14 protein-coding genes, 1 tRNA gene and 1 other RNA gene are annotated in these 17281 nt (G+C 61.4%); 6 read left to right on the top strand and 10 right to left on the bottom strand.

Annotated features, from left to right (window positions below; all coding sequences use genetic code 11):
• Positions 1 to 3: 3 nt before the first annotated feature.
• Both NAP1_RS02675 and NAP1_RS02670 read right to left on the bottom strand, forming a co-directional pair.
• The gene (locus NAP1_RS02675; RefSeq protein ID WP_007163677.1) at positions 4 to 657 is read right to left on the bottom strand and encodes a response regulator transcription factor; all 654 of its coding nucleotides are present in this window, start codon (positions 655 to 657) and stop codon (positions 4 to 6) included.
• Positions 654 to 1745, bottom strand: a complete 1092-nt coding sequence (locus tag NAP1_RS02670) for a sensor histidine kinase (RefSeq protein WP_199796961.1) — start codon at positions 1743 to 1745, stop codon at positions 654 to 656. Before NAP1_RS02670 ends, NAP1_RS02675 begins: the two co-directional genes overlap by 4 nt.
• A 202-nt stretch (positions 1746 to 1947) precedes the next feature.
• On the opposite strand from NAP1_RS02670, the gene NAP1_RS02665 reads away from it, so the two are divergent.
• The 3 genes from NAP1_RS02665 (at position 1948) to NAP1_RS02655 (ending at position 5801) form a co-directional block, all read left to right on the top strand.
• A complete protein-coding gene (locus NAP1_RS02665) occupies positions 1948 to 2532 on the top strand; it encodes a hypothetical protein (RefSeq protein ID WP_007163675.1) in 585 nt (194 codons plus the stop codon).
• A gap of 227 nt (positions 2533 to 2759) precedes the next feature.
• Positions 2760 to 3455, top strand: coding sequence for a DUF2490 domain-containing protein (locus NAP1_RS02660; RefSeq protein WP_007163674.1), 696 nt, complete (start codon positions 2760 to 2762; stop codon positions 3453 to 3455).
• Between the two features lie 177 nt (positions 3456 to 3632).
• Complete coding sequence (locus NAP1_RS02655; RefSeq protein ID WP_007163673.1) at positions 3633 to 5801, top strand: S46 family peptidase; 2169 nt, start codon at positions 3633 to 3635, stop codon at positions 5799 to 5801.
• A 91-nt stretch (positions 5802 to 5892) separates the two neighbouring features.
• Here the strand turns inward: NAP1_RS02655 and NAP1_RS02650 are convergent.
• Positions 5893 to 5978: transfer RNA gene (locus tag NAP1_RS02650), tRNA-Tyr, on the bottom strand.
• A 160-nt stretch (positions 5979 to 6138) separates the two neighbouring features.
• On the opposite strand from NAP1_RS02650, the gene rlmB reads away from it, so the two are divergent.
• Together rlmB and NAP1_RS02640 are read left to right on the top strand one after the other, a co-directional pair.
• Positions 6139 to 6936 carry a 23S rRNA (guanosine(2251)-2'-O)-methyltransferase RlmB gene (gene rlmB, locus NAP1_RS02645; RefSeq protein ID WP_007163672.1) on the top strand — a complete coding sequence of 266 codons (798 nt, stop codon included), beginning with the start codon at positions 6139 to 6141 and terminating at the stop codon, positions 6934 to 6936.
• A 30-nt stretch (positions 6937 to 6966) separates the two neighbouring features.
• Positions 6967 to 7863 (top strand): hypothetical protein, encoded by an 897-nt coding sequence (locus tag NAP1_RS02640; RefSeq protein ID WP_007163671.1) that lies wholly within the window; start codon positions 6967 to 6969, stop codon positions 7861 to 7863.
• 131 nt (positions 7864 to 7994) lie between these two features.
• On the opposite strand, the gene NAP1_RS02635 is transcribed toward NAP1_RS02640, so the two are convergent.
• From NAP1_RS02635 to hrpB, 7 genes are all read right to left on the bottom strand, one after another.
• Entirely contained in the window at positions 7995 to 8267 is a 273-nt protein-coding gene (locus NAP1_RS02635; RefSeq protein WP_007163670.1) for an HU family DNA-binding protein, read from the bottom strand.
• A gap of 271 nt (positions 8268 to 8538) precedes the next feature.
• Positions 8539 to 10935 carry an endopeptidase La gene (gene lon, locus NAP1_RS02630; protein ID WP_040464668.1) on the bottom strand — a complete coding sequence of 799 codons (2397 nt, stop codon included), beginning with the start codon at positions 10933 to 10935 and terminating at the stop codon, positions 8539 to 8541.
• Between the two features lie 109 nt (positions 10936 to 11044).
• Positions 11045 to 11386, bottom strand: a complete 342-nt coding sequence (locus NAP1_RS02625; protein WP_007163667.1) for a YbaB/EbfC family nucleoid-associated protein — start codon at positions 11384 to 11386, stop codon at positions 11045 to 11047.
• A gap of 19 nt (positions 11387 to 11405) precedes the next feature.
• Positions 11406 to 13211, bottom strand: coding sequence for a DNA polymerase III subunit gamma/tau (locus tag NAP1_RS02620; RefSeq protein WP_007163666.1), 1806 nt, complete (start codon positions 13209 to 13211; stop codon positions 11406 to 11408).
• A gap of 57 nt (positions 13212 to 13268) precedes the next feature.
• An RNA gene (gene ffs / locus NAP1_RS16210) (signal recognition particle sRNA small type) lies at positions 13269 to 13363 on the bottom strand.
• A 110-nt stretch (positions 13364 to 13473) separates the two neighbouring features.
• Entirely contained in the window at positions 13474 to 13752 is a 279-nt protein-coding gene (locus NAP1_RS02615) for an ETC complex I subunit (RefSeq protein ID WP_007163665.1), read from the bottom strand.
• Positions 13753 to 13788: 36 nt separating this feature from the next.
• Positions 13789 to 16215: an ATP-dependent helicase HrpB gene (gene hrpB / locus NAP1_RS02610; protein ID WP_040464667.1), complete on the bottom strand. Its 2427-nt coding sequence runs from the start codon at positions 16213 to 16215 to the stop codon at positions 13789 to 13791.
• Between the two features lie 206 nt (positions 16216 to 16421).
• On the opposite strand from hrpB, the gene NAP1_RS02605 reads away from it, so the two are divergent.
• Positions 16422 to 17231: a hypothetical protein gene (locus NAP1_RS02605; protein ID WP_156777177.1), complete on the top strand. Its 810-nt coding sequence runs from the start codon at positions 16422 to 16424 to the stop codon at positions 17229 to 17231.
• Positions 17232 to 17281 lie beyond the last annotated feature (50 nt).

Below are 17281 nucleotides of genomic sequence, written 5' to 3'. Positions count from 1 at the left end.
TGCTCACAGTGGGCTGGCCTGCCCCGACTTCAGCTTGACCGCCATCACGGCCGCCTGCGTGCGATCGGCAACGCCAAGCTTTCCGATCAGCCGTTCGACATGCACCTTCACAGTCGCAGGGCTGATATCGAGTTTTCTGGCGATTTCCTTGTTGGTCAGACCTTCCGCGACGAGCTCGACCACTTCCTGCTCGCGCGAAGTGAGAATCTGCGAAAGGTCGCCTTTGGGTTCTGGCCGGTTTTCCGCGCGCATCGCGGCAGAGACAAGGTCGAGCGGCAAAGCCGATTGACCGGCCATGACCTGATTGATAGCAGCGCGAAGATCGCCGATTTCGGTGTCTTTCAAGACATATCCTGCGGCACCTGCAGCAAGAGCCTCGCGCACATAGCCCGGCATCTCGTGAAGCGTCAGCATCACCACCTTGATCGGCAAACCAAGCGCAACAACCTGCCGGGTGGCTTCAAGTCCATCGATCCCATCGCCGAGCCGCACGTCCATCAAGATCACATCGGGAACGAGCGAGCCGGCCAGTTCAACCGCTTCTTCGCCGGTGCTGGCGAGGCCGACGACCTCCATTCCATCGCCAGCAAGAACAGCGCGCAGACCTTCTCTTGCGAGCTGGTGATCATCGACAATGAGGATGCGGGGAGCCGTCATGCCGAGTGTCCTGCCGGAAGTCGCGCTACGACGGTGACGCCGCCGCCATCGACGGCACGCCATTCGAGGGTCCCGCCGATCGCTGTCATGCGTTCTTTCATTACCTCGATCCCGACATTATGCCCGGGCCCATCGCCCCTAAGCCGTGTTTCTTCGGACGGGCCATTTCCATGGTCCGAGATGCGAAGGACGACTGGGTCGCTGTGAAGATCCGCCTCGACCGAGACTTCGCATGGCCCGCCCGCGTGCTTGTGGATGTTGGCAATGGCTTCCTGAGCCACACGGAACAGGGCTGTTTCAATGAGCGGACAATGGCGCTGCGCGCGCGGAGTAATCCGCTGCGAGACAGTGAAGCCTTCCGCCTCCAGCCCGTCGCACAGCGACTGAAGCGCCGCGGGCAGGCCCAGATCGTCAAGCAAAGTGGGCCTCAAGCCACCAATGACCCGGCGCAGCTCGGAGACGAGACTGCGCGCAACATCGGTGGGCGAAACCCCATCGCTGCTTGCACCCGACTTTTTCGCAGCCGTTTCCGCACCCTCCAGAATGCGAACCAGCGCCGTCGCAGTCTGCGCGACGCCATCGTGCAATTCATGGCTGACCCGGCGGCGTTCTTCTTCCTGCGCGGTGAAAATCCTCTCAAGCAGCATCTCAAGGCGCTTTTCGCGCTCCTTCAGTGCGGCGACCAGTTCGCCCCGCTCGCTTTCTTTTTCGATGCGGTCGATCGTTGCGCCCATGAGCTCAAGCTCCATGCGCACGGCCTCGCGGTCTTCCTCATCGGGAATGTCGTCAAGCGCGTCGAGCCCATCAATCACGATCGCGGCGAGCTCTTTGCCGTTAGGGCCCGGAGCGTGGATCGCAATCCCTTCAGCCCCCGGATCGATTACGATTACGGCCGAGCGCTTGCCCACGAAGAACGCCAGCCGCTCGGCACAGCGCGACAGAATGGCGTCCAATGTCGAGGGATCAGCTTCGGCGAGTTCACGTCCCGACGTCGACAGCAAGCGCAAACGCGCAGCGCGCGCCTCTGCTGCACGGTACAATTCGCGCAGTTCGGCAATCGTTTCGCCATCGGATGGCAGGGAGGACATGACCGCTTTCATGCAGACATATCTAAAGCCTCTTCCGGAAAACGCATAGGCCATTCGGCCTACGCCGGAACGCATGCCAAGTGGCTGATTTGCCGGCCTCTCCTGACCCCTATCTCATCGTTGCAAGTCGAAAAGACGACATCGCAATCAACTAATTCCGGCAGCCGCGTTCCCCGGCGCCACTTCAGAAGAGGAAGTACAAATGAAGATCTCAGCCAACCGTTCGCTTACCACCGCCCTTCTCGGCAGCGCAGCCGCTCTGGCAGCATTCAGCGCGCCCGCCTTGGCCCAAAGCTCGACGCCGATCACGACTGAAGAAGTCGAAGCAGCGCAGCAGGCGTGGGGCGAGGGCATCGTCAAGATTTCGACCGCTCACGCCAATGGCGATGATTACAAGGCGGTTGCTCGCAACCACCTCGACACGCTCTACAACTATGACGACGGCATGGTGCTTTTCAAGCCGACCCTGGCTGCCGAAGACCAGTTCCGCGGGACCTATGACGAAGCGCTCAGCTACTTCGTGAAGGGCATGCGAGCCGAAGACAGCGGCTTTGCCATCAAGGGCTGGACCGATGTCCGCTTCGAGAACGAAGGCATCGTGACCGATGACGACAACGCGATGGCCATGGGCAACTACTTCTTCACCGGCCCGGACGGCAGCGTGACCAAGGTTGAGTACACTTTCGGTTATGTCCGTGACGAAGACGGCAACCTGAAGATCAACACCCACCACAGCTCGATGCCGTTCCAGCCTGCGCCGACGCAGGTTGCCCAGAACGGCGGCTGATCGATTACCCCGATGGAGCGCGGGGGCGGCTCTCATGCCCCTATCAACCCCAACCGCTCTCGCGCCCATCACCCCAGTTCCCGGACCCGGGAAAATTCGTACCCTACGAAAAAACTTGAGCGGCTGCGGCGCCCATAAGTGCTGACAGTCGCTCTTCTTTTTGGAAACGCTTCCTCCCCTACGGCGTTTCAAACTGCCTGAAAACACAAGAAAAGCTCGAGGATCGAATGACGTCCATCCTGAAACCCACGGCCGTGCGCGCTGCCATTCTCGCCGCCGGCCTGACCGCATTCACAGCATCGCCCGCAGCAGCAGAAGAAGACTTCAACATCTGGACCGGCCAGTTCATCGTCCTCGACCTTGACGAGGAAGGCGACTGGTTCGTGCGCGGCGAAGCGCAGGAACGTTTCACCAATGACGCCTACCGGCTGGGCCAGCTGCTGCTTCGCTCGCTCGTCGGCTATCGGATCAGCGACCGCGTGAGCATCGGTGCGGGCTATGCCTATATCCTCACCGACCCGATCGGCCCGATCGAAACGAATGAGCATCGCTTTTACCAGGAACTCAACATCCGCCTGATCGAAACCCCGGGCGGCATCACGCTGGATTCGCGCAACCGGTTCGAACAACGCACCTTCGAGGAAGATGGCGAGGTCGCGCTGCGTTTCCGCCCGTTCCTGCAGCTGCGTGTGCCGATCACCGATAACAACAAGCTGATCGCCTACACCGAGCCGTTTATCGCGCTCAACGAAACGCCGCTTCAGGATGATGGGTTGCAGATCTGGCGTAACTTCGTGGGTTTCTCAATCCCGGTGGCGCAGGGCGTTGAAGTCGTGCCGGGATATCTCAACCAGACCGTCTTTCGCGACGGGGAGAACCGTGCAGACCATGTTGCCAACGTCAACATCTTCATGAACTTCTGACCGGGCGGCTCGCGGGCCCTTGCATGGTCCATATCATTGACACCCGCTGCTTCTGTTTGCATTGCCTCGCACCGACAAGGTCACTGCCCGGGAGAGGCAGGGCCGAGGTGACGGGCGATTGATCTCAACGGGTGATTTCTCCTGCATCTCACGCATGCGTTCGGAGAATTCGCAACAATGAAGCCTATCAAGTCGCTCGTCCTTGGCCTTCTGGCCGGAACCGTGATTGCCGTCCCCGCCACAGCGAAAGAGGGCATGTTCACGCCCGAACAGCTGCCCGACATCAGCGAGGCTTTGCAGGAAGCAGGCCTTGAACTCGATCCCGAAACGCTGACCGACCTCACCGGTTTCCCGATGGGCGCGGTCGTATCGCTGGGCGGATGCTCGGCAAGCTTCGTTTCGCCCGAAGGACTGGTGGTGACAAACCACCACTGCGCGCGCGGATCGGTCCAGTACAACTCGACCGCCGAGAACAACTATCTCGCCAACGGCTTCCTTGCCGGAACCAAGGACGCCGAACTCCCCGCAGCGCCCGGCTCACGCGTTTACGTGACCACCGAGCTGACCGACGTGACGCAGCGCGTTCGCGAGGGCACAGCGGACATGACACCGATCGACCGCTACGCCGCGATCGAGCAGCGCCGCAAGGACATCACCGCCGAGTGTGAGGCTGAGCCCGGCTATCGCTGCCTCGTCGCCAGCTATTATGGCGGCGCCGAATACACGCTCATCAAACGTCTTGAAGTGCGCGACGTGCGGCTTGTTTACGCTCCGGCAGATTCCATCGGTAAGTATGGCGGAGACATCGACAACTGGATGTGGCCGCGCCACACGGGCGACTTCGCGTTTTACCGCGCCTATGTCGCGCCGGACGGATCGGCGGCTGACTTCGACGAAGCCAACGTCCCCTACCAGCCCGAGCATCACCTGAAGGTGAGCGCTGCAGGGCTCGACGATGGCGATTTCGTCATGGTCGCGGGCTATCCCGGCTCGACCAGCCGCTACACGCTGCTTGCCGAGGTAGAGAACACCTTCAACTGGACCTATCCGACCTTTCAGGGCCTGCTAACCAGCTGGATCGCGACCATTGAAAACGCCGCACCTGAAGGATCGGACGCGCGCGTGAAGTACGAAAGCCGCCTTGCCGGCCTCAACAACTTCGAAAAGAACCTGCGCGGCCAGATCGAAGGCGCCCGCCGCGTCGGACTGGTTGAGCGTCGCGCCGCGCGCGAAGCTGCACTGGCCGAATGGATCGCCACCGATCCCGCACGCGTTGGCTATGGCGAAGCGATCACCGCTCTCGCCGCGCTGTCGCAGGAAAGCGCCACCGCCTCGCGCACGAACTTCTGGTACAACAACGCAACGCGCCCTGCGCTCCTGTCTGCGGCACAGCGCCTTTATCGCCTGTCGAAAGAACGCGAGCTTCCCAATGCCGAGCGCGAGCCCGGCTATCAGGACCGCGACATGACCTTCTTCCGTCAAGGACTTCAGGCGCTTGACCGCCGCTATGATGCAGCTGTCGACAAGGCGGAGTGGGTGCTGTTCCTCAGCGGCTACCTCCAGCAGCCGGTCGAAGAGCGTGTCGCCGTGTTCGACGAAGCGCTCGGCCTTACCGCCGAAACGACCGCTGCAGACCTGCCCGGTCTGCTCGATCGCTACTACGCCAACACGACGCTTGGTGACACCGAGACGCGCCTTGGCCTGATCGAGGCCGATGCCGCGACTTTCGAAGCGAGCGAAGATCCGTTCGTCCAGCTCGCCGTCGCGCTTTACGATTACGAGCGCGGCCTCGAGAACGAGTCAGAGGAGCGTTCGGGACGTTCGCTCGCGCTGCGCCCTGCATACATGGAAGCGATCACGCAGTGGCAGCGTGAGAATGGCGGACTGCCCTACCCCGATGCGAACTCGACGCTGCGCATCACCTTCGGCAACGTCATGGGCGGATCGCCCTTCGACGGGATGGCCTACCTGCCCTTCACCACTCTCGAAGGCATTGCCCAAAAGGACACCGGCGAAGACCCGTTCAATTCGCCGCAAAGCCAGCTCGATCTGATCGAGGCCAAGGATTACGGCGAGTACGAGCTTGAGTCGATCGACTCGGTTCCGGTGAACTTCCTCTCCGACCTCGACGTGACTGGCGGCAACAGCGGCTCGGCAACGCTCAACGCAAAGGGCGAACTCGTCGGCTTGCTGTTCGACGGCACCTTCGAAAGCGTCAATTCCGACTGGGACTTCGACCCACGCACCACCCGTTCGATCCACGTCGATTCGCGCTACATGCTGTGGGTGATGGAAAAGGTCGACGGCGCCGATGCGCTGATCGAGGAAATGGACATCGTCCGATAAGGATTGAGCCGGGGCGCACGAAACTGCGCCCCGGTTTCGATATACGCGAACCGATCAGTGCGCTGGACATGCATTGATTGAAGAGAGCCGGTGGTGGACAGGGCTGGATTCGAACCAGCGTACGCTTGCGCGGGCAGATTTACAGTCTGCTGCCTTTAACCACTCGGCCACCTGTCCACACATGGGCCCTGACAAAACGCCGCCGAGCGGCGCTGTTCATTGGGCGAAGCGACGTCGCGCTTCGCTGCCGAGAGGCGCCCCTTTGGCGAAGCTGCGCTTGCCTGTCAATGGGGCTACTGGCAGGGAACTTCGCAATTGCAGAAAAACAGGATTTCCAATGGCAAAAGGTGAGCGCAAGAAGGCGCTGCGTGGTCGTGCAGGGCGAATGAAGGGCGGACGCGGCTCGGGCAAGGGAACCGCGGGCCATGTGCGTCTGTGGGGTCGGCACCCGGTCGAAGCGGCGCTCAAGAACCCGGCGCGCCAGCACCGCAAGTTGTGGGCGACACGCGAGGGTATCGATTCGCTCGACGGCGAGCTGCCGCCCGATTTCGCGGTCGAATATGCCGAAGTGACCGACCTTGCGCGCCTCGTCGCAAAGGACGCGCCGCATCAGGGGCTCGTGCTTGAATGCGAACCGCTCGAAGATGTGTTTCTCGACGATGTGGCAAACGGTGACCCTGCCCGGCCTGTGGTGGTGCTCGATCAGGTGACCGACCCGCACAATGTCGGCGCGATCCTGCGATCTGCCGCAGCATTCGGCGCTGCCTGCATCGTGACGCAGGACCGCCATGCCCCGCCCGAAGGCGGTGTGCTGGCCAAGTCGGCATCGGGCGCGTTGGAGACTGTGCCTTGGGTGCGCGTAGTCAATCTTGCGCGCGCTCTCGATGAACTTGCGGACCTTGGCTACTGGCGCATCGGACTTGCAGGCGAAGCGGAAGCCACCCTGTCCGGAAGCCTGACAACCGGGGCGCTTGCTCTGGTGCTGGGCGCCGAAGGCGAAGGCATGCGGCACAATATCGCGCAGCATTGCGACACACTTGCCAAGCTGCCGATCACATCGGCGATAGAAAGCCTTAACGTTTCGAATGCAGCAGCAATCGCGCTATATGCCGCAGCAACCCGCGAGCGGGACTGAGGCGATCTGAACAGGGGAACAGGGGACGTCATGACTATCATGCAAAATCCGAAAGCCATTGCGACCGCATTGCTGGCGAGCCTCTCGCTGCTTTTAACGGGCTGCTTCATCACGCCGGGCAAGTTTACCAGCGAGCTGGTGCTGATGGAGGAGAACCGCTTTAGCTTCACCTATGAGGGCGAGATCTTCTTCATCGGCCTGTCCAACCTCGCCGCCATGGGCGCTGGTGCGGAAGAGTTCGAGCCGAGCACATGCTACGACGACGACACCTTTGATGAGCGCGAATGCACCGAGGCCGAACTCGCCGAGCAACGGGCTGAGTGGGATGCGGGCGCGGAAATGCGCGCTGCCGAGGCCGCGCAGCAAGCCGAACAGATGTCGGCAATGATGGGCGGGATCGACCCGAACGACCCTGAAGCCTCTGCCGAACTCGCCAGGCTGCTGATGCGCCAGAAAGGCTGGGAGCGGGTCGAGGACAAGGGCGAAGGAGTGTTCGACGTGCTCTACCGCGTCGAAGGCGAGCTCAGCCATGACTTCATGTTCCCGGTGATCGAAGACGTTCCGATGACCAACCCCTTTGTGCAGATGGTGCTGCGCGATGAAGGCGTAGTTCGCATCAACGCTCCCGGTTTCTCTGCCAACAATGACGCCAACCCGATGGCGGCGATGGGCGGTGCAATGGGTGGTATGGCCGGACTTGCTGGCATGGCCTCGATGGGTCAGTCCTCTGAAGGGGGGGGGGAGAACGCCGAAATGCCGAACATCCCGACCATGGAAGGCACGTTCCGGATCGTCACCAGCGGGCGCATCCTCGCCAACAACACCGATGAGGGGCCGAGTGCGATTGCTGGTGGTGAAGCGCTCGAATGGGCTATCTCTCCGCGCACGCAGCAAGCCCCCACCGCGCTGATCGACACATCGCGCTAATCACGCACAAATAGCGAAAAGCAAAGAGAAGGCCCCGCCGACCGTTCTGGTCTGCGGGGCCTAATACTTTTTGCTGTCTGTTTGGCGCGAGGCGGAGCGCCGAGTTAGCCTGCTAGTAGTCTGGAGCGGTCTTAGTTGACCGCGTCCTTCAGACCCTTGCCAGCCTTGAACTTCGGCTGGTTCGAAGCCTTGATCGGCATCGGCTCACCCGTACGCGGGTTGCGGCCCATCGAGGCCTTGCGTTTCGCCACTGCGAAGGTGCCAAACCCGACCAGTCGCACTTCGTCGCCGTCAGCGAGAGCCTTCTGAATAGCGTCGAAAACGCCCTCTACGGCGTTTGCTGCATCGCTCTTCGTAAGGCCGCTGTTTTCGGCAACCGCGCTGATCAGATCGTTCTTGTTCATTATTCTCGTCCCCTCGTTTTCGTTCGAATTCGGGTTAAGTGAATCGCCTCCCCGAAAGCGCGCAAGTTGAACGCTCTTTAGGGAGGCTGTCAAAGGCAATTCGCCCGGAAAAGCGCCATTGTGGCGCCTCGACTGTCATTTTGCGACCAACTGTGTCCTGACGCGCGCATGGCGATGCACGTGGCCAGTGTTCCAGCTCATCTCAAAACAGAATTCCGGACTGATTTACGACCCTGCCGCGAATCGCGACAAGAGCGTTCCATCTAGCGGATCAGTGAGCGGTTGGCACGTCAGAACCGCTGCTGACATGACCACCCGGTTGCGATGCAAGATCATCGGCTTCGGTCCATTCGATCGGCGACGGCATATCGATGATCGCATGTTCGAGCACCTGGTCGACATGGCTCACAGGAATGATCTCCAGCCCCTCTTTCACGTTGTCGGGAATCTCTGCGAGATCCTTCACGTTTTCGTCGGGAATGAGGACCGTGGTAATGCCTCCGCGAAGCGCTGCGAGGAGCTTTTCCTTGAGCCCACCGATTGCCAGCACGCGGCCACGAAGCGTCACTTCGCCGGTCATCGCGATGTCGGGACGCACGGCAGCGCCGGTCAGGGTCGAGACGATCGAAGTCACCATGCCGACACCTGCGCTCGGCCCGTCCTTTGGCACCGCACCTTCGGGAAGGTGGATGTGGATGTTCTTGCGCTGAAACAGGCTCGGCTTGATCCCGTAGCTGGGCGCGCGCGCCTTCACGAAAGAGAAAGCCGCCGCGACGCTTTCGTTCATCACGTCGCCAAGCTTACCGGTGGTCTTGATCTCGCCCTTGCCCGGTGTGGTGACGCTTTCGATGGTGAGAAGCTCACCGCCAACACTGGTCCACGCAAGTCCCGTAACCGCACCGACCTGCGCTTCGTCTTCGCTCATGCCGTGCTTGAATTTGCGGACACCTGCAAAATCGCCGAGGTTTTCAGGCGTAATGACAACGCCCTTGGTTTCTTTCTCCAGGATCTTGCGCAGCGTCTTTCTCGCCAGCCGCGCGATCTCGCGCTCCAGCGTACGCACGCCAGCCTCGCGGGTGTAGTAGCGGATAAGGTCGCGCAAGCCCTCTTCGGTCAGCTCGAATTCGCCGTCCTTGAGACCATGCGCTTCCACCTGCTTGCGGATCAGGTGGCGCTTCGCAATCTCGACCTTCTCGTCTTCGGTATAGCCTTCGAGGCGGATGATCTCCATCCGGTCGAGCAGGGGTTGAGGCAGGTCGAGACTGTTCGCGGTGGTCACAAACATGATGTTCGACAGGTCGAGGTCGAGCTCGAGATAGTGGTCCTGGAATTTGTTGTTTTGCTCCGGGTCGAGCACCTCGAGCAGCGCCGATGCCGGATCGCCGCGGAAGTCCTGTCCGAGCTTGTCGATTTCATCGAGCAGGAACAGCGGGTTCGATGTTCCAGCCTTCTTGAGGTTCGACACGATCTTGCCCGGCATCGAGCCGATATAGGTGCGGCGGTGGCCGCGGATTTCGGCCTCGTCGCGCACTCCGCCCAGCGACTGGCGCACGAATTCGCGGCCCGTCGCTTTGGCGATGCTCTTGCCGAGCGAGGTCTTGCCGACGCCCGGAGGGCCGACAAGGCAAAGGATCGGACCCTTCAGCTTGTTAGTGCGCGCCTGCACGGCAAGGTACTCAATGATCCGGTCCTTGACCTTTTCAAGCCCGTAGTGATCGGCGTCGAGGATTTCCTGCGCCTTGCCGATGTCCTTTTTGACACGGCTCTTCTTGCCCCACGGCAGGCCCAGCAGCACATCGAGATAATTGCGCACGACAGTCGCCTCTGCGCTCATAGGCTGCATGCCGCGCAGCTTTTTCAGCTCTGCCTTGGCCTTGGTCTTCGCTTCCTTGGAAAGCTTGGTCTTCTCGATCTTCTCGGTCAGCTCGGCGATCTCATCGCCTTCGCCATCGTCCGAACCGCCAAGCTCGCTCTGGATCGCCTTCAACTGTTCGTTGAGATAATATTCGCGCTGCGTTTTCTCCATCTGGCGCTTCACGCGCCCGCGGATCTTGCGCTCGACCTGGAGCACCGAAAGCTCGCCCTCCATGAAGGCCATCACGAGTTCGAGGCGCTTCAGCGGATTGGCTTCGGTGAGCAGGGATTGCTTGTCGGAAACCTTGGCGTTCACCGCAGCGGCGATTGTGTCAGCAAGCTGGCCGGCATCATCGACATCGGTCAAGTCGACATTGGTCTCTTCGCCCATCTTCTTGTTGAGCTTGGCGTATTCGCCGAACTGCTCGACCACTTGGCGCATCAGCGCGGTGACTTCGCTGCCCGCGACGGTTTCGGGTTCCTGAATGTCGACTTCTGCGAGGAAGTAGTCGTCTTCTTCGCGCAGGCTCGACAATGCAGCGCGCGCTGTGCCTTCAACAAGCACGCGAACTGTGCCGTCAGGCAGCTTCAAAAGCTGAAGCACCTGCGCAATGACGCCGACGTCATAGAGGTCATCGCCTTCCGGATCGTCGCAGGACGGATCAAGCTGGGCGAGGAGGAAGATATCTTTCGACGCTTCCATCGCCGCTTCAAGCGCGGCAACCGACTTGTCACGCCCAACGAAGAGCGGAACGACCATGCCGGGAAAGACGACGATGTCGCGAAGGGGAAGAAGAGGAAAATGCTGTGTCATATTCTTGTCCGTGGCTGCCATTTGGGCAGCGCCTTTGGGGTCGAATATGGGTAGCCTGCCCTAGCCTCGCAATGCCCTCTTCAACGAAGCTGTGGATGTGGTGGAAACCTTATCCCATGCCGGGCAGGTTGAAGCCCGGTGGCAGGCCCATTCCGCCCTGCATTTCCTTCATCTTCTCGGCGGAAACACGGTCGGCCTTGTCACGCGCGTCGTTGAAAGCGGCGGTGACGAGGTCTTCGACGATGTTCTTCTCTTCCTTGACCATCAGGCTGTCGTCGATGTTGACGCCCAGGATGCGGCCCTTGGCGGTCGCGCGGACCGTCACCAGGCCACCGCCAGCGGTGCCTTCGACCTCGATATTGTCGAGTTTGACCTGCATGTCGTTCATTTGGTTCTGGATTGTCTCGGCAGCCTGCTGGGCTGCCTGCATCATCTCTTCCATGCTCTTCATGGTTCGGGGCTCCTTTGTCTCAATTCCATTTGCGGCCCGAGCCAGAAGCGCGGGCGAGCGTTTGTTCGGGGTCAACGAGTTCGGCGTCGGGGAACGCCTCGAAGGCTGCTTTTACCAGAGGGTTCGCGCGAATGCGATCCTGCGTCGCTTGCGCTTCGGCGTCGGCCGCTTCTCGCAAGGAAGGTTGAGCATCGCCGCTGCCGCGTTCGACCAGCCAGCGTTTGCCGGTCAGCTTGAAAAGCGCATCGCGGATATCGGGCGCGGGATCGTCCGAATAGTTGTCGGCCTGCTCGAAGATCAGCTTCTCGGGCGCGAGTTCGATCACCCGAATACGATCGCGCATCATCTGGGCAACGCGAAGCTGGCCTGCATTGTCAATCTGATCGACCAGTGCTCCCCATTCGAAGGATGCATAGACTGATGACGAAGCGGTCGGAGCAGGCGCGCTCTCACCGCCTGTCTCGGCGGGCGCGGCGGATACGCCGTTCTTCGCCATCTCCTCAATGCGAGCCGCAAGCTTGCCCGGATCGGGCATTTGCGCAGCATGGAGCACCCGCAAGAGTGCCATTTGAAGGGCGACTAGCGGATCGGGGCTCGTGCGAACTTCCTCGTGACCCTTGAGCAGCAATTGCCACAGGCGGTGGAGTTCGGGCGCGCCGAGCTTGCTTGCAAATTCGGCAAGTGCGGTGCGCTCCTCCTCGCTCGGCGCGTCTGGCTCCCCGCCCGAAACCTGCGCGACCGTCACCCTGTGGACGAGGTCCATCAGCGCGCGCATCAGGGCAAGCGGCTCGACGCCAAGCGCGTATTGTTCGTCAACTCCGGCGAGCAGCCCCTTTGCATCGCCCTCTAGCACGGTGCCAAGCAAGCGCCGCTGCGCGCTCTTGTCGGCAAGCCCCAGCATCGAGCGCACGCGTTCCGCGGTCACCTTGCCTTCGGTGTCCATGTCGGCATGCGCAATCGCCTGATCGAGGATCGAGAGACCGTCACGCGCCGAACCTTCTGCGGCGGCGGCGATGATGCGCAATGCCTCTTCCTCGGCTTCCACGCCCTCTGCCTTGCACACATTGCCGAAATGCTCGGCCAGCAGGCTAGCCGGAATGCGCCGCAAGTCGAAACGCTGCGTCCGGCTAAGCACGGTGACGGGAAGCTTCTCGACCTCGGTGGTCGCGAAGAGGAACTTCACATGCGCGGGCGGTTCCTCGAGTGTCTTGAGCAACGCGTTGAAAGCGTTGCGCGAGAGCATGTGGACCTCGTCGATGATGTAGATCTTGTACCGGGCCGAGACCGCGGCGTAGCGCACCTGCTCGATAATCTCGCGAACGTCGTCGACACCGGTATGCGATGCCGCGTCCATCTCGATCACGTCGATATGGCGTCCTTCGGCGATCGCGGTGCAAAACTCGCACACCCCGCAAGGGTCGATTGTGGGTCCGCCATTACCGTCAGGCCCAACGCAGTTGAGCGCCTTTGCGATAAGGCGCGCGGTCGAGGTCTTTCCGACCCCCCTCACCCCGGTCATCAGGAAGGCATGCGCCAGCCGATCGCGCTCAATCGCATTGGCGAGCGTGCGCACCATCGGTTCCTGACCGACGAGTTCAGAGAAGGTCTGCGGACGGTACTTGCGCGCCAGCACGCGGTAAGGCTGCGCGCCTTCGTCTCTTGGTGCAGGCTCGGCCTTCGTCTCTGCCGAATCAGGTGTGGCAGGCCCAGTTGCCCCCACATCATCCCCACCAAACATCGAATCCTGACCCGCAGCCTCAAGCTCGGCAGCGCTCGGCGCGGTTTCCTCTTCGGTGTCGGGCAGGTCTGGATCGGAATCAGTCACGCATTCAAGCTAGGCGCTTGATCGCGGTTTGTCATGGCGATGATCGACCGAAATGTTGGAAAAGGAGCCGAGCGACCCGCCGCAATTCACCTGGGCTGCTTCCTTCCGGACCTGACCCGGTGAGCGAACGCAAACGTCCACCCGACTCCCAGAGCGCCATATGGCGGGGACGAATGAAGATTTCAATACGGAAAACGCGGGGCTTGGTCGATCCGCAGGACCGAAAGCGCGGCTGTACGCCGCACCTTGTGCCGCGAAAAGATTACCTGAAATTATCCGCGTAAGCCTGGATCTTGAGGCTCTTGGGCGGTGTCTTGTGAACGCGCGCGGTGATTCCGTATTTTTCGGCGTAGGCTTTGGCCGCGTCCTTGGTCGGGAATTTGAGCTTTACCTGCGCCTGCGTATCGCCGCTGCCGGTCCAGCCCATGAGCGGATCGGGCTTGCGCGCCTCGCTCTGCTCGTATTCGAGCACCCACGTGTCGGTCTTGGCCTTGCCCGATTGCATTGCGCTCTTGGGCTGCTGATAGATGATAGCGGTCATTGTGAATCCCTTTATGCGCCGCCCAATAATCCAAACCTAGCTTCGATTGAAGGCGTTTTTGGTCTTTAGGCTCGGCTTTTCTAGCCACGGCTGATCGGGCCAGCGATGCTTGGGGTAGCGGCCCTTCATATCCTTCGCGACATCTGCCCACGAACCGCGCCAGAATCCCGACAAGTCCCGCGTCGACTGGATCGGGCGACCCGCCGGACTGGTAAGCTTGAGGAGGAGCGGTTCGCGTCCGATCATCGGGTGCTGATCAAGCCCGAACAGCGCCTGCACGCGCACTTCGACAGTGGGAGCATCGTCGCCTGCATAATCGATGGCGTGCCTTGTTTCTGCTGGCGATGTGAAATGTGTGGGCGCCGCCGCGTCCAGGCTCTGCCGCGCTTCCCAGTCGAGCATGCCAAGCGCAGCTTCGGCGAAACGGATGGGCGCAAGATCAAGATCGCGCCGCCCTTCTAGCAAGGGGATAAGCCACAGGTCGGACTGGTCACACAGATTGTCGGTCGATAGCTGCTCGACGCCTGCGAAATCGGCACGTGCAAGAAAGCCCGCCGGGAACAAATCACCGAGATTAGCGAGTGCGCGCTCCTCCAGAATGTCTCTGAAAACCGCGGGGTCTGGCTTCGGATCGGAACCGCTGGCGAGCACGATTGCGCCGAGCCTGCGCTCTCGCCGTGCTTCTGCCCTGCCCTTGTCGCCATTCCACCGCGCGATCGAGCGTTCCTTCAATTCGTCGGCGAACAACTGTTCCACCTGCGAGGCTTCAAGCTCGATGCCAGAAGTGATCCGCGCGCCCTTGGCCTGCCCTTGCGCGTCGCAGATCACCATCCACTCGGTGCGGGCGAGCGGCGATGCCGGGTCGAGATGGAAGCCGCGCCCGCCTGCGCTCAGCCAGCTTTCGCCATTTGCGTCACGGCGACGAGCGACGAAGTCGGGCCTTGCAAGCGCAAGACATTCGGCGGGCTCTAGCTCCCGTTTGTCCTCGTCACTCACCAACTTTGCAGCCTGGCGCGCCCAGCCTTGCGCGATACGCCCCGCGCTCTTGGATCGTCCCGAATTCTCGTTCCGCCAGCGCGAAAGTCGCTGCAATAAATCCTCGCTCCGCCCGCCGAGCCCGCGTTCCTGGAGCAGCATGACCAGCCGCGCGACCGTTTCCCCGCACCCGTTGCGCGCTCCGTGCAGCACCGCCGCCGCGTGATCGGGAGCCATGGGCATGGCCGCGATGGCCTTGCCCCAGTCGGTAATCCGCCCCTCCTCGTCGAGCGCTCCCAAAGCCTCCAGCGAAGCGCGCGCGCTAGCGACCGACGCGGCAGGCGGCATGTCGAGCCAGCGCAAAGATTGCGGATCGCTCGATCCCCATGTCGCAAGGTCGAGGATTAGCCCGGTAAGGTCAGCGGTCTCGATCTCAGGCGGCGCAAATTCGGGACGCCCAAGATGCCCGCCTTCTTCCCATAGCCGATATGCAACGCCCGGCCCCTGGCGAGCCGCGCGCCCTGCCCTCTGCGCCGCAGCCGCCTGACTGGCGCGGCGGGTGACGAGATGCGTGGTCCCGGCGGCGCGGTCATACTCAGCGAGGCGCGCAAGGCCGCTATCCACTACGACCGACACGCCATCGAGCGTCAGCGATGTCTCGGCAATGGCGCTTGCAAGCACAATACGTCTGCGGCCGTCCGGATCGCGGCGGATGGCAGCGCGCTGGGCTGCTGGTTCGACCTGTCCGTGCAAAGGCAGGACAGGCGTATCTGGCAACTTCGCCTCAAGTCGTTCGCGGGTGCGTTCGATCTCACCGACACCGGGGAGAAAAGCTAGGATGTCACCTTCCTGCTCTCGCCAAGCCGTCATCACGGCGCCCGCAACCTGATCTTCGACCCGCTGCGAAGGATTGGCGCCGAGCCACTTGATCTCGAGCGGGTAGCTTCGTCCTTCGCTTTCCACGACCGGAGCATTATCGCCAAGCAGCGCAGCAAACCTTGCGCCGTCGATCGTTGCCGACATGACCAGCACACGCAAATCGTCGCGCAGCACATCGCGCGTCTCCAGCGCCAGCGCGAGACCCAGATCGCTGTCGAGATGCCGTTCGTGCGCCTCATCGAACAGGACCGCCGACACGCCCGGCAACTCGGGATCGGCGACCAGTCGATTCACGAGGATCGCCTCGGTCACAACGAGGATGCGGGTCTTTGTCGAAACCTTGCTGTCGAGCCGCGTCATGTATCCGACCGTTTCGCCGGGCTTTTCGCCCAGCAGCTGTGCCATACGATCTGCTGCCGCGCGAGCTGCGACCCTGCGCGGGCTGGTCAGGATGATCTGGCCGTCGCACCATTCGTCACTCAACAGGACTGGCGCGACCGCAGTCGTCTTGCCTGCACCCGGCGGCGCGATCAGGACAGCAGCTCCCGACTCGCGCAACGCGGCTTGAAGTTCGGGCAGAACCGAATGGATGGGCAGTGTTTCAGACACGTTTTTGCCATTGCACAAATGGATCGGTCTCGCAGCCCCTCCCCCAAAACGCTCTCAATTGTTTGGGGATTTCGTCCCGCTCAGCTGAAGATTTGGCGAATTGCCGCCATTCCCTATACTCGGATGCAGGGACGCAGTTCGATGCGAGGCTCTCAAATATGCGCACTTGAGCGCCGAGAGCCGAGCGTAACTGATGGGGGAAATCGATGAAAACGACTATGACGGCCTTGGCCGCAATCACGCTTGTGCTGGGGACAGCAGCATGCAGCGGAGGTGCTGAGAGCGACACGGCAGAAGCCACCGCCGCGACTGGTATTGTCGGCACGTGGACAGTGAACCTGGACTCGGCCGAATGGGAAAACGCGAATAGCAACTATGCGATCGCTGATGGCGAATATACCTGCAACTCATGCCTGCCACCTTACTCGGTTGCCGCTGACGGTAACTGGCAATCGGTCGATCGGCCTGGCCTCGATCAGGTCATGATCACGGTCGTCGATGACAACACGGTCGAGCTTGCCTCGCGTTTTGAGGGGGAGGATCAGGGCAAGTCGGTCTGGACCGTGGGCGAAGATGGCCAGACGATGACCATTAACTGGACCAACTACGAGGACGCTGGCGAAACCACCGGGACCTCGATGATGACCCGTGTCGAAGCCGGACCGGACGGCTCGCATGCAGCGTCGGGCGAATGGGCACCAGCAGGCGTTTCCGAAATGTCCGACGAAGCGCGCAGCGTGACCATCACCGAAGATGGCGACACGATCACTTTTGCAAGCTTCGGTGGTGGCTACACCGCGACACTGGGCGGTGATGCCGTGACTATCGACGGCGACAATTCGGGCACGATGGTCGCGATCGAGAAGACGGGCGACAACACTTATCGCGAAACTTTCACGCGCGATGGGGAGACAACGGGCGTGAATGACTGGACTGTCGACGGTGACACCCTGACTGTCGTCGCAACCGATCCACGCGATGACAGCAAGGTGAGCTGGACGGCTACCCGACAGTAAGCGTGTATCGCTGAACGGATTATCCCGGCTTCGCTATCAGCGGGGCCGGG

Origin of the sequence: Erythrobacter sp. NAP1 (genome assembly GCF_000152865.1) — a bacterium.
Taxonomy (GTDB): Bacteria; Pseudomonadota; Alphaproteobacteria; order Sphingomonadales; family Sphingomonadaceae; genus Erythrobacter.
Note: the sequence above shows the minus strand (reverse complement) of the source record. Positions and strands in the feature narration are given on the sequence as shown.

What these genes read in the sequence shown, in the direction of transcription:
- NAP1_RS02675 (WP_007163677.1), bottom strand. Translation starts at nt 657, where the DNA reads ATGACGGCTCCCCGCATCCTCATTGTCGATGATCACCAGCTCGCAAGA.
- NAP1_RS02670 (WP_199796961.1), bottom strand. Translation starts at nt 1,745, where the DNA reads ATGTCCTCCCTGCCATCCGATGGCGAAACGATTGCCGAACTGCGCGAA.
- NAP1_RS02665 (WP_007163675.1), top strand. Translation starts at nt 1,948, where the DNA reads ATGAAGATCTCAGCCAACCGTTCGCTTACCACCGCCCTTCTCGGCAGC.
- NAP1_RS02660 (WP_007163674.1), top strand. Translation starts at nt 2,760, where the DNA reads ATGACGTCCATCCTGAAACCCACGGCCGTGCGCGCTGCCATTCTCGCC.
- NAP1_RS02655 (WP_007163673.1), top strand. Translation starts at nt 3,633, where the DNA reads ATGAAGCCTATCAAGTCGCTCGTCCTTGGCCTTCTGGCCGGAACCGTG.
- rlmB (WP_007163672.1), top strand. Translation starts at nt 6,139, where the DNA reads ATGGCAAAAGGTGAGCGCAAGAAGGCGCTGCGTGGTCGTGCAGGGCGA.
- NAP1_RS02640 (WP_007163671.1), top strand. Translation starts at nt 6,967, where the DNA reads ATGACTATCATGCAAAATCCGAAAGCCATTGCGACCGCATTGCTGGCG.
- NAP1_RS02635 (WP_007163670.1), bottom strand. Translation starts at nt 8,267, where the DNA reads ATGAACAAGAACGATCTGATCAGCGCGGTTGCCGAAAACAGCGGCCTT.
- lon (WP_040464668.1), bottom strand. Translation starts at nt 10,935, where the DNA reads ATGACACAGCATTTTCCTCTTCTTCCCCTTCGCGACATCGTCGTCTTT.
- NAP1_RS02625 (WP_007163667.1), bottom strand. Translation starts at nt 11,386, where the DNA reads ATGAAGAGCATGGAAGAGATGATGCAGGCAGCCCAGCAGGCTGCCGAG.
- NAP1_RS02615 (WP_007163665.1), bottom strand. Translation starts at nt 13,752, where the DNA reads ATGACCGCTATCATCTATCAGCAGCCCAAGAGCGCAATGCAATCGGGC.
- NAP1_RS02605 (WP_156777177.1), top strand. Translation starts at nt 16,422, where the DNA reads ATGAAAACGACTATGACGGCCTTGGCCGCAATCACGCTTGTGCTGGGG.